Origin of the sequence: Algoriphagus sp. oki45 (assembly GCF_036245605.1) — a bacterium.
In the GTDB taxonomy this organism is placed as follows: domain Bacteria; phylum Bacteroidota; class Bacteroidia; order Cytophagales; family Cyclobacteriaceae; genus Algoriphagus.
Genome location: NZ_BTPC01000001.1, coordinates 1196257 through 1208830, shown reverse-complemented (window position 1 = coordinate 1208830; position 12574 = coordinate 1196257). Strand labels below are relative to the sequence as shown.

Sequence of the window (12574 nt, the reverse complement as noted above, 5' to 3'; positions counted from 1 at the left end):
AAACCCCGACTCTTTTTTGTTTACCTTCTTTCCAAAATTCCCGGTTGTGAGCTTTCAGTGCCGATCAGGCTTTCCAGTCTCAGCTTGAGATTCTGAGCTTCTTCTTGGTAGCCTCTTTCCTCAAGCAATGGAATAAAGTATTTGACCATTTCGATGGAGATCATCATTTCCCGATCATAAGTCCTATCTTCTGTGGTGTAGAACTCGATCATGTCCAGAGATTTTTTGGATATTTTTTCCACGATATCCAAAGCCTTTTCGTCTTCACCCACTTCAAAGAAAAGGGGAACTGATTGTCCGCTACTCAGATCGTATGGAATGGCTTCGTTTGGCATGACCTCCAAATTGCGATTGAGAACCTCTGCGGCTTCCTCCATCTTGTCCTCATCAAGTAAAGCCATGGCAATGCTATTCGCTACACTTCTGTGATTGGAAGCGAATCGTCGGTATTCTTCATCAAGATAGGCATTGGGGTCGTTCATGCCTCGGAAAGCGAATTTTTCCATGAAATTCTCATAGGCGATGTCCGTGTTGACCAACTCCTCCCTAATGTACTCTGGCTTTCTTACAGGGAGAAGACGATATGCCATTCCTTCCATGACTACATGATCTGAAATATTCAGCGAGATAGTAGAAAGAGAGGTATTGTTGAAGTAAATCGGCCTTTCCCAGTTGTTGCTGACGATAAGATCGATCAGCATCATATTTCCCTTGGTGAGGTAGTTGCCTTTGACTTGAAGGTTGATTTGCGGAGCAAACAGTTCCTTGAACTGAGGCGGTACGATTTCGTCGTTCCATAAGAAACTGCTGTCCACTTCCATAATCAGATTTCTGGAAGGAACCATATTGACCACACTTTTGCCTCCAGTTTGCATTTTAAGGAGATCCGAACCTGAATTCAGCAACTTCAAATATTCTCGGGCTGAGATGGCATTTAGATTTTCCCGCTCCATGACATACAGGACATCATTGGTGCCTTTCTGATAGCGCTCAGGAGAAAGAGAGAATGGTAAGGGTGCTGACTCATCGGCTTTTTTGGTCATCTGCTCCACATACCAGTCCGTATCAAAATAGCTCAATACAATCACCCTAACATCGGTTCGGAATCCTTCTACTTCCTGCACATACCAAAGCGGGAAGGTGTCATTGTCTCCACCGGTGAAGAGGATGGCATTCGGTGCGCAGGAGGCAAGGAAATTTCTGGCTGAATCGACTGAGAAATAACGTCCTTTTCTGTTGTGATCATCCCAGTTTTGGGCACCCATCAGTCCTGCTACCGGTAGTGTGAGTAGTGTAGCAATGATTCCACCTATTCCCAGATTTTTGGTCATTTTGGCAAAAGTATGAGCCAGACCAAGCACGCCTAAGCCTGCCCAAATGGCGAAGGCATAGAAGCTACCAACGTAGATGTAATCCCGCTCTCGAGGCTCCACAGGTGGGGAATTCAGGTAAAGGACCAATACCACTCCCATCATCAGGAAGAGCATTAGGTTTACGTAGAAGAACCTCGGGTCTTTTTTGGCTTGAAAAAAGAGACCGATCAGTCCCAGGATCAGAGGCAGCATGAAATAGTTGTTGTGTCCTTTGTTTTCGGTAATATAATCTGGGTATTTGTCAGAGAAAGAATCTGAAAGACTGATCCAGGGAGCATCGGTGAAGTCGCTTTCTCGTCCGGAGAAATTCCACATGAAATACCTCCAATACATATGCCCTAGCTGATGGCTGAGCATGAAATAGATATTGTCTCCAAAAGTCGGTTCTTGTCCCTCTCTTAGTCCCAGCTTGGAGCGATAGATTCGCTTGTGGTTTTCCTGTGTGGAATAGATTCGGGGAAGGATGGTCGTCTTTTCTGGATCGTAGGTGTTTTTCAGTTCATAATCCACGATCTCATACTTGTCTTTTCCTTTCATGTAGATAGGAGCACCTTCTTCCTGAGCAATCAACTGAGCAGTAAAATATTGTCCATGAAGCAGGGGACGATACCCATACTGTTCACGCTTCAGATAAGAGACAAAGCTGATGATGTCTTTGGGAGCGTTTTCATTGATGATGGGATCCTGATTGGCCCGCACGATGATCAAGGTGTAGCTCCCGTATCCGATAAGAATAAAGACCAAGGAAAGTAAAATAGTATTCAGGGTGACTTTGGCCTTTTGGATCGAATATCGAATCCCAAAAATCAAAGCCCCCAAAAATAAAGCGATGAAAACTACGATTCCAGACCCAAAAGGCAATCCCAGACTGTTGACAAAGAAAATCTCCATCGATCCAGCCAAGGAGGGAAGGCCGGGAATGATCAGATTATTGATTATAATCAGCGCTACTCCTCCCAAAAACATGGCATAAAACGCTCCTTTGAGAGTCGGGCTGGGGTATTTTTTGAAATAATATATCAGCGCCAATGCCGGTAGCGTGACCAAATTGAGCAAGTGTACGCCTATAGAAAGACCGACTAGGTAGGCAATGAAAATCAACCAGCGGTTTTCTTCTTTTGGATCTTTGATCACATCCCACTTCAAAAAGGCCCAAATTACAATAGCCGTAAAAAAGGAAGACATGGCATATACCTCTGATTCCACCGCAGAAAACCAGAAAGAATCGGAAAAGGTGTAAATCAAAGAACCTACGATTCCTGCTCCCATCAAGGCGATGACCTGTCCTTTGGACTCCTGTCCGTCTTGGATTCCAAAGATTTTTCTGCCGAATAGGGTGATTGACCAAAACAGGAATAAAATAGTAAATCCTGAGAACAGGGCACTTCCAATATTCATCCAATAGGCTACTTGAAGTCCGTCTCCCATAGCCAAAAAGCCAAACATGCGATAAACCAAAAGCATGAAAGGAGCCCCTGGAGGATGAGGGACCTGAAGCTTATAGGAAACTGCGATAAACTCTCCCGGATCCCAGAAACTGGCGGTTTGTTCGACAGTGAGGATATAGACCAAAGTGGAAACAGCAAAAATGATCCACCCGGTTAGATTATTGGTCTGCTTGTAATTGAGCATTAAATCGGAAAATTAGACGGGCGAAAATATAAAATTTTACTCCAATTCAGGGGATTTTAGGACTTTTTAAGGGGTAGGGTGGCAGTTAGAATTTGGATGTGACAAAAATTACTGTCGGAGCGGGACTTTTGGATGTAGTTTTGTTTCATCATTTCAAACACTAGTAATTATGAGTACACAACCTAAGACATTTCAGGAACTGATCGATGGAGATACTCCGGTATTGGTAGATTTCTTTGCCGTATGGTGTGGTCCTTGCAAAATGATGCAACCCATTCTTGAAGATACAGCCCGACAGTTGGGAGATAAGGTGAAAATAGTCAAAGTAGACGTGGACAGGAATCCTCTTGCAGCGAGCAAGTTTCAGGTTAGAGGGGTGCCGACTTTGATCTTATTCCATAAGGGGAAAGTCGTTTGGAGACAATCTGGGGTAGTCCCTGCCCATCAGTTAGTCCAAATCCTCGAGACCAATTTGCTGGCAAATGCTTGATGTCCATGTGACAAAAGTCATTTTAGCCCTAGAATCAGAAAAATAACTTTACACTACCTTTTAGAAAAAACAAACACAGCAAGGCTATGAAAATAGAACAGATTTATACCGGATGTCTGGCACAAGGTGCCTACTACATCGAATCAGAAGGAGAAGCAGCAGTCATTGACCCTCTCAGAGAGGTGCAGCCTTACATCGAAAAGGCTGAGCGAAGAAACGCCAAGATCAAATACGTATTTGAGACTCACTTTCATGCTGATTTCGTGTCTGGGCACAAAGATTTGGCTGCCAAGACAGGAGCCAAGATTGTCTACGGACCTACCGGTATGAAAATGGGCTTTGATGCCATCGTAGCAGAAGACAATCAGGAATTTACTCTAGGCAAAGCCAAAATCAGAGTAATCCATACTCCAGGTCATACCATGGAGTCAGTTTGTTACCTTTTGATCAACGAGGAAGGAAAAGAAGAAGCCTTGTTTACCGGGGATACATTATTCATCGGAGACGTTGGGCGACCTGATTTGGCACAAAAAGTAATCAAAGACCTGACTCAGGAAAAGCTCGCCAGTCATCTTTATGATTCGCTGAGAAACAAGATTATGCCTCTTTCTGACGATTTGATCGTCTATCCGGCTCATGGTGCAGGTTCTGCCTGCGGCAAAAACATGAGCAAGGAAACTTCCGATACCCTGGGCAATCAGAAAAAGACCAATTACGCTCTTCAGCCTATGAGCAGAGAAGAGTTTGTCAAGGAAGTGTTGACAGGCTTGACTCCTCCTCCGGCTTATTTCCCACAAAACGTGCTGATGAATATCCAAGGATATGACAGCATCGATGAGGTATTGGAGAGAGGTATCAGACCTTTGAGCCCTGCCGAATTTGAAGCTGCTGCCAACGAAACCGGAGCCTTGATTTTGGACACCCGGGAGGCTCAGACCTTTACCAAAGGATTCATTCCTAATTCTATCAATATCGGGATTGACGGAAGCTTTGCCGTATGGGTTGGAGCTATGATTCCGGACTTGAAGCAGGAAATTCTGGTAGTGGCAGACGAAGGAAGAGAAGAGGAAGTCATCACCAGATTAGCCAGAGTGGGATATGATTTTGCCATAGGTTACCTGAAAGGTGGCTTTAAGGCTTGGAAAGATTCCGGTCACGAAGTGGATTCCATTACTTCCATCACTGTTGATGAATTGGCGAAAATCAAAGAGGGAGATTCTTCCATTCATATTCTTGATGTAAGGAAAAACTCCGAGTTCATGTCCGAGCATGTAATCGATGCAGAAAATGCTCCTCTTGACTACATCAATGAGAGCATGCTCAAGGTGAAAAAGGATCAAACCTACTACGTGCATTGTGCAGGTGGATACCGATCTATGGTATTCAATTCCATTCTCAGAGCTAGAGGGTATGACAACCTGATCGATATTGCAGGTGGATTCAAGGCTATCAAAGAGTCTGGCAAATTCAAAGTTTCGGACTATGTGTGTCCTACTACCCTATTATAAGAATACGCAAGAGAAGTTGCATCACCTAAATGGCAGACCTGAGTGTCTGCCATTTTTAGTTTAATGATAGGAGATGTGATCAAAGTCACCAATTTCCAAGTCCTTTTATGAAGAAATTTGCGTCAGTTGTTTTCCTCTGTGCCTTGGTAGTTTCCTTGGTGTTGATGCCAAAGGCTAATGCCCAGCATCATGAAGCAAGTAGGGATACAAGCTCAAACGAAAAGTTGTTTGGGGAAAAATTGAAAACTGGACAGTTTGAATTTCACCTGAGGTCCTATTTCATGCATACTGAAAATCAGCCAGGCTTGCTCGACTACTCCACTTGGGGAACCGGTGCGGGATTGGGTTATTTCAGTCCAAGATGGAAAGGGTTTGGTGTGGGATTTAGTGGTTTTTTTGTTTTCAGATTTTTTGAAAACAACATTACCAAGTTGGATCCTGCTACGGGCTTGGCCAATCGATATGAGCTTACCTTGTACGATGTCCATCATCCCGAAAACTACCATGATATGGATCGTCTGGAGGAATTTTATATCTCTTACGAGAAGGATAAATTCTCTACCTGGTTTGGACGTCATCATTTCGAAAGTCCCTTGCTTAATGGATCTGACAACAGAATGAGGCCCAACCTATTCAGTGGAGTGACGGTAAACTACCTGCCGGGAAGATTTAATCTTACAGGAGCTTGGTTTAATCATGTCATATCCAGAGGGTCTTTGGAATGGGTGTCCATTGACGAGTCTTTTGGCTTTTATTCCACAGGAAGAAATCCGACGGGATCGGAGGATTCGTACAAGCATCATGTACACTCAAAAGGAGTGGGGGTCTTAGGTGTCGAGTATTTCCTTCCCAAAGGAAAAATCCGATCCTGGAATTATTGGGCAGAGGGAGTATTTGCCACGACATTCGGAGAAGTGACAGGGTCAACAGAGCTGGGAAAATCAGGCCAATTCCATTATGGAGTGCAGGGCTTTTACCAATCTGCTTTGGGTGACGGAGGGAATCCGGACCCGAATAAGGCTTACACTCTTCCGGGAGAAAAAACTCACGGGGTTGGGCTCAGATCGGGAATTCAATGGGGGCATAATATGTTAAGCCTAAACTATCTCGGAATTTCGGATCAGGGAAGGTTCCTGTTTCCAAGAGAATGGGGAAGAGAGCAGTTCTTTGTCACCTTGAGGAGGGAGCGTTTTGAAGGAATGGGTGGAGTGAATGCAATTACTTTGCTCTATGATAAAACCTTCATCCATGACAAGCTGAAAGTGTCTTTGGGGGCCGGACATGTGACTACTCCCAATCTGGAGGAAATCCAACTTAATAAGTATGGACTCCCGCATTATTATCACTTCACCGGTTTGATTGATTATCGATTTGATGGATTCTTCAAAGGCTTAGACTTGCAGTTTTTGGTGGCTCACAAAAGAGAGGATACCGATCAGAAGCTGGGTCAGGAGTATGTGATCAATCGGGTCAATATGACCAACATGAATATTATTCTGGACTATAGATTTTAATTAATAACAAAAAAAATGGATCAATTTATTGAATGGATTAGTCAACCTTGGCCCTGGTATGTAGCAGGACCAATGATCGGGCTTACTGTCCCGGCCTTGTTGATTGTGGGAAATAAGACGTTTGGAATTTCTTCCTCTCTGCGTCATATCTGTGCGGCTTGCGTGCCGGCTGGAATTCCTTTTTTCACTTACAACTGGAAAAAAGAAGTTTGGAATCTCCTCTTTGTGCTTGGGGTAGCAATTGGTGGCTTTTTGGCAACCAATTTCTTAGCAAATCCTAACACTATCGTAATCTCCGAAGCCACTCAGGCAGACTTGGCGGCTTTGGGAATCACCAATTTCTCAGATCTAATGCCCTCAGATATCTTTAGCTGGGAGACCATCTTCACAGCAAAGGGACTTTTGTTCTTTGTGTTTGGAGGCTTTTTGGTGGGATTTGGTACCCGATATGCCGGAGGTTGTACTTCAGGTCATGCCATCATGGGTATAAGCTCACTGCAGTGGCAGTCAGTAGTAGCCACAATATTCTTCATGATTGGAGGATTTTTCATGACCCATGTGCTCTTGGGGCCTTTGATGAAACTTGTCGGATTCTAAAAATAAATAATCATGTCAAAAGTACTTGAAAAGAAAAAACAAACCGGTGATCCACATTGTGCAGCGCCAAATCTCCGACAAGATCATGATAAAGGTCTTGAGCTTCTGAAATACCTGATTATCGGAGTTGTATTCGGGATCGTATTTGTCAAAGCTGAAATCATCTCTTGGTTTAGAATTCAGGAAATGTTCAGACTTCAGTCTTTCCACATGTATGGGGTAATTGGTTCGGCTGTAGTGACAGGAATCATCTCTATTCAGGTGATCAAACGATTCAATTTGAAGACCATTCATGGAGAAGACATTGTCATACCAAATAAGGAATTCAGAAAAGGTCAGGTGATCGGAGGGTTTATCTTTGGTTTGGGTTGGGCGATTACAGGCGCTTGTCCAGGACCGCTTTTTGCTCAAATCGGTAGTGGCTACACTGTAGTTTTGGTGACATTGATATCAGCATTGGCTGGTACTTGGGTCTATGGAAAGTTTGCAAATAAGCTTCCTAACTGATAGAAATACTACAAATGAAGAGCCGTCCCACAAAATGGACGGCTTTTTTTATTGAAATACTTTTTTGATAATAAAGCGGATCAGAAAAATGATGGTGAGGACAATCCCTCCTACGATGACAAATTCCATGGCGGTGTTTTTTTTTGAAAACTCTCTGTGAAGAAGAATGGTTTTTTGTTTCGTTGAAAGATCTTCTTCCTTTATTCATTTTGGGCAAAATTAAAAAGAACTTTAGGCAGGCTTTTTTCTTAGTGTTCAAAGCTTCTTTCGAAATCCAAAGGTAATCCAGTGCAAACTTTCCGAATATCTGAATAGAAAGGAATTACAGGCAATCTGATTAACTTTGTGTGCTTTCTACCTTACCTATCTTCATGAATTACCTTTCAAAAAGAAGAATTGCCCTTGGGTCGATGTTCTTTTTCATTGGGTTATGTTTTGCCTCTTGGGCGGCAAGGATTCCCGATATTCAAACAAAATTTCAGTTGTCAGAAGGACAGTTGGGTACCATTTTACTCTGCTTACCCATGGGCTCGATGATAGGCCTTCCTATTGCCGGCTGGTCAGTGCATCGATATGGAAGCCGAATTGTGATTCTAATCGGGAGCTTTATTTACGCCCTTACACTTCCCTTGATAGGTCTAGCAACTACCACTTGGGTGATCGTACCGGTGTTGATTATTTTTGGGATGCTGGGAAATATCATGAATATTTCACTGAATACTCAGGCATTGGGTTTGGAAGATCAGATTGGGAAAAGCATTCTGGCTTCTTTTCACGGATTGTGGAGTCTGGCCGGATTTACCGGGGCAGGTATTGGTGCTGCGATGATTTTTTTAAAATTTAGTCCTGCAGCTCACTATGCTATAGTGACTTTGATCTCCATCGTTATTGTTCTTTTCGCTCAGAAATTTGTTCTCAATGACAAAACCGACTCGGAAGACGGGAGTGGGTTGGTGCTTAAGCGTCCTGACAACCTTTTGCTCAGAATAGGACTTATCGCATTCTTGGGAATGATGACTGAGGGGTGCATGTTTGACTGGAGCGGCGTTTATTTTAAAAAGATTGTACTTGCTCAGCCGGAGTGGGTGGCTTTGGGATATGTTTGCTTTATGGGGGCCATGGCATCCGGAAGGTTTTTGACTGACAAGGCTACTGCCCGATTTGGAAGAGTGCCCGTTTTAAGGTTGAGCGGATTGATGATATTCATCGGATTGTTACTTTCTGTTGCTTTCCCGATGCTTTGGGTAGCAGCTGTCGGGTTTCTTTTGGTGGGCTTTGGAGTAGCATCGATCATTCCTGTATCTTATGGGATTGCAGGTAGATCCAAGTTGTATCCGCCTAGTGTAGCCTTGGCACTTGTATCCACGATTTCCTTCTTTGGCTTTTTATTGGGTCCGCCCTTGATTGGTTTTGTGGCAGATTTATTCAATTTGAAGTTTTCTTTTGCGCTTATTGCTGTCAATGGTTTGGGGATTGTCCTGCTAAGCAGTATTCGGAAGCAGGTCTTTTTCACTGACCAAAAACCAGCCCAGGCATGAGCTATCCCGAAGATTTTCAGTTTGCAAAAAATTTTGAAGTCGGTTCCTACCAAGTCCATCCACATGGGGCTATACGACTGAGCTCTTTGGCGGATTTGCTTCAGGAGATTGCTTGGAGACACGCGGATTCCGGAGATTTCGGAAGAAATCTTCTGGCCAATCAACAAATGTGGGTGCTTTCCCGACTGGAAATCAACATGATTGAACCTCCCAAGTGGGGAGATCAGCTACAGATTTTTACTGGAGGAAGAGGGGCTGAGAAGCTGTTTGCTTTTAGGGAGTTTTTGGTTTGGGATAAAAACCAAAGACCGATAGCCCGGGCTATGTCATCTTGGCTTTTACTGAATTCCGAAACCAAACGGATTCAGCGTCCTGAATCGGTTTTGCCTGCTGAACTCTTCGATCCAAACAAAAAGCCTACTTGGATACCTCAGAAACTGGAGCTGGCAGGAGAAAAAATTAATGAGGAAACCATACGGGTTCAAAATTCAGATTTGGACTTATACCAGCACGTCAATAATACGAGCTACATCCGCTGGGTAGAAAATCTCCTGGCCGAGCTTTCCTTTTTCCCTAAGCAGATCAAAATCAACTACCTATCCGAATGTTTGGCAGGTGACTTGGTGAATTTAAGTTTATTTCAGTTCGGTGACAGATATTTGATCTCGGGTACCTCGTCTGAGAAAATTGTATTTCTGGCACAGGTATAAAACATCCTTTTGACCTCTGATAAAAGAAGTCAAAAGACCCGTCGGATCGTTTTTTGATTTTATTTTTTATTGTGGGTCTTTTGGAAAATTAGATAGCCTATGCCTTTGGCTTTTGTGATGTTGATCACATCATTCCTGCCTCAATCCTTTCCATTTTTGTATCTTAGAAACTTACTCAGATTACTATGATGCAGCCATTTGTCAAGTTGATCACCCTTTTGGTAGCCTTGCTGGGCTTGGCTACAGCTTTGGTAGGAGTGGTTGGGTTTGTGGTGTTCCTTTCCTTTTCAGGTGTACAGCTTCCTCCTCTTTCTTCAAGCCCTGTATCTGTGGCTCAGGCAGCTGCAGAAATTCCGGCTGTGAAGGCACTGATGGAACCTGAAGGGATGTGGATAGCCCCAGACCTGTCTACTTTGGATGGAGACCCTGAGGCAGAGAAAATCAAATACGGACGCGATCTTATTGCCAATACTGCTGAGTATCTTGGACCAAACGGGAAAGTAAGAGCGATTTCCAATGGTCTGAATTGTCAAAACTGTCACCTTCAGGCTGGAACAGCTCCTCTGGGAAATAACTATGGAGCAGTTGCATCCACCTATCCTAAAGTTCGTGCTCGCTCCGGACAATCTGAGGATATTCCCAAGCGGATTAATGACTGCTTTGAGCGAAGCCTTAACGGTAAGCCTTTGGCTAGAGATTCTAAAGAAATGATTGCCATGGTAGCCTATATGGAGTGGCTCGGAAAAGAAGTACCAAAGGGCGAAAAACCTAAGGGAGTTGGAATATATGAGGTTCCCTTGTTGGATAGAGCTGCTGATCCGCTCAAAGGAAAATTAGTCTACGATAATCAATGTGCAAGTTGTCATCAAGCAGATGGACAGGGAATGCCTCGACAGGATGGTTTGGGCTATATTTATCCACCTCTGTGGGGTGAGCATAGCTACAATCAAGGTGCAGGACTTTTCCGATTGTCTCGGTTTGCAGGTTATGTCAAAGCCAATATGCCTCTTGGCGCAACTTACCAGAATCCCATGCTCACAGACGAGGAAGCCTGGGATGTGGCAGCATATGTCAACAGTCTGGAAAGACCCTCAAAAGATCTTGCAGGTGATTGGCCGGATATCTCCAAAAAACCGATGGACCATCCATTTGGTCCCTTCTCTGATGACTTCACAGAGGAGCAGCATAAGTTTGGTCCCTTCAAGCCCATTCAGGAGGCCAAACAAAAAGCAAGCAAGTAATGAGATTTTCATTTCTTTTAATCCTTCTCCTTTTGATAGGGGTGGGTATGGTATGGGCTCAGGAAGAGAAAAAAAAGCTCGAAATGAGTCCAGACCTTCACTTTCGAACTTTTTGGATGAGTACTTCCTACCCCGGATTGGATTTTAAGGAGGATTATGCCCTCGGAATGAGTCTTAATTTGGGAGGAAAAATCAAATACAAAGAAAATTGGACTTTCCATGCAGGCTATCGGATGTTTGCCAATGTTTGGAGTTCACAGATATGGGATCCGGATCCTATTTCTTCCCAGAGTAATCGCTACGAGACAGGCTTATTTGATCTTTTGAATCCAAATGACCGTTTTTTTGGCCGTCTGGAAACACTCTCTCTGGAATATTCTCAAGAAAAATTTGGCCTTAAAATCGGCCGAATGGGAATCAATTCGGATTGGGTGAATGCTCAGGATGGCAGACTTGCCCCAACAGCTGTGGAGGGAGGATATGCTTGGTTTCAACCCGATAAGCGTTGGAAATTCGGAATTTGGGGGATCGGGAGAATGAATATCCGTGGAAGTAAGGACTGGCTGAATCCAGGGGGAACTTTAGGGATTTTTCCACAGGGAAGAACTGAAAGTGGAAGGCCAGCCGATTATTTCCAAAATACGAATAGTGGAACTGTGATGATTCTGGAAGCGGACCATATCCAGAAGGCGGGATCAAAACTTCATTTTTCTACCACAGTGGCTCAAAATCTGTTTTCCACGTATTGGCTGGCTTTCGAAAAGAACCTAAAAAAGGAGAAAGGAAATCTTTTTTACGGAGTCCAGGCAGGCCTACAGCATGGCTTGGGAAATGGAGGGAATCCTGACCTCGAATTAAGCTACAAGAATCCTGAGGATCTGAATTATGCCCTTTCCGGAAGATTGGGTTGGAGTACCTCCCGGTGGTTGACCCATCTCAGCCTCACTCAAGTAGGAGGCAAAGGCAGATGGCTCAGTCCCAGGGAATGGGGAAAGGATGCTTGGTATACCTTTATTCCCAGAGAGCGGAATGAGGGATTTTCTTCAGTCCAAGCTTTGGTGGGGTACGGAGAATATAGAATGGAGAAAATTCCCCTGCAGATTTATGCTCATGCAGGTATTCATTGGCTGGAAGATGTGAAGGATACGGCAGGAAATAAGTATAATTTCCCAAGCTATTTCCAAATGAATTTGGGATTGAAATACCAAGCAAAAAAGGCTAAAAACCTAGATTTTCACCTGATTATGATGACCAAGCAGCCCTTGGAGTCCGTTGGGTTGACCAATAATCAGATATACAATAAAGTGGAGTTGCTTCATTTAAACGGTATTATCAACTGGAGGTGGAATTGACCAAAATCTTAAAACAGTGTAGGGGACTATTTTGGAGAGATATTCGGATATTTTCCTAGGAAATTAGGAATTGCCGAATGTTCGCCTCACCTTTGTAATGTCGAAAAGATGT

General features: G+C 43.8%; 10 protein-coding genes. 9 read left to right on the top strand and 1 reads right to left on the bottom strand.

Annotated features, from left to right (window positions below; genetic code table 11):
• Positions 1-20: 20 nt before the first annotated feature.
• Positions 21-3005, bottom strand: coding sequence for a glycosyltransferase family 117 protein (locus AAA942_RS05195; protein ID WP_338219179.1), 2985 nt, complete (start codon positions 3003-3005; stop codon positions 21-23).
• 169 nt (positions 3006-3174) lie between these two features.
• On the opposite strand from AAA942_RS05195, the gene trxA reads away from it, so the two are divergent.
• From trxA to AAA942_RS05150, 9 genes are all read left to right on the top strand, one after another.
• Positions 3175-3495, top strand: a complete 321-nt coding sequence (gene trxA, locus AAA942_RS05190) for a thioredoxin (RefSeq protein WP_338219178.1) — start codon at positions 3175-3177, stop codon at positions 3493-3495.
• Between the two features lie 86 nt (positions 3496-3581).
• A complete protein-coding gene (locus tag AAA942_RS05185; RefSeq protein ID WP_338219177.1) occupies positions 3582-5003 on the top strand; it encodes an MBL fold metallo-hydrolase in 1422 nt (473 codons plus the stop codon).
• 107 nt (positions 5004-5110) lie between these two features.
• Complete coding sequence (locus AAA942_RS05180; RefSeq protein ID WP_338219176.1) at positions 5111-6517, top strand: hypothetical protein; 1407 nt, start codon at positions 5111-5113, stop codon at positions 6515-6517.
• 15 nt (positions 6518-6532) lie between these two features.
• Positions 6533-7114 carry a YeeE/YedE family protein gene (locus AAA942_RS05175; RefSeq protein WP_338219175.1) on the top strand — a complete coding sequence of 194 codons (582 nt, stop codon included), beginning with the start codon at positions 6533-6535 and terminating at the stop codon, positions 7112-7114.
• Positions 7115-7126: 12 nt separating this feature from the next.
• Entirely contained in the window at positions 7127-7621 is a 495-nt protein-coding gene (locus AAA942_RS05170; RefSeq protein ID WP_338219174.1) for a DUF6691 family protein, read from the top strand.
• Between the two features lie 371 nt (positions 7622-7992).
• Positions 7993-9159, top strand: a complete 1167-nt coding sequence (locus AAA942_RS05165; protein WP_338219173.1) for an MFS transporter — start codon at positions 7993-7995, stop codon at positions 9157-9159.
• Positions 9156-9869 carry an acyl-[acyl-carrier-protein] thioesterase gene (locus tag AAA942_RS05160; RefSeq protein ID WP_338219172.1) on the top strand — a complete coding sequence of 238 codons (714 nt, stop codon included), beginning with the start codon at positions 9156-9158 and terminating at the stop codon, positions 9867-9869. Before AAA942_RS05165 ends, AAA942_RS05160 begins: the two co-directional genes overlap by 4 nt.
• A 188-nt stretch (positions 9870-10057) precedes the next feature.
• Entirely contained in the window at positions 10058-11110 is a 1053-nt protein-coding gene (locus AAA942_RS05155) for a c-type cytochrome (protein ID WP_338219171.1), read from the top strand.
• Positions 11110-12462 (top strand): hypothetical protein, encoded by a 1353-nt coding sequence (locus tag AAA942_RS05150; RefSeq protein ID WP_338219170.1) that lies wholly within the window; start codon positions 11110-11112, stop codon positions 12460-12462. The genes AAA942_RS05155 and AAA942_RS05150 overlap by 1 nt, the downstream gene beginning before the upstream one ends.
• The last annotated feature ends 112 nt before the right edge of the window (positions 12463-12574 follow it).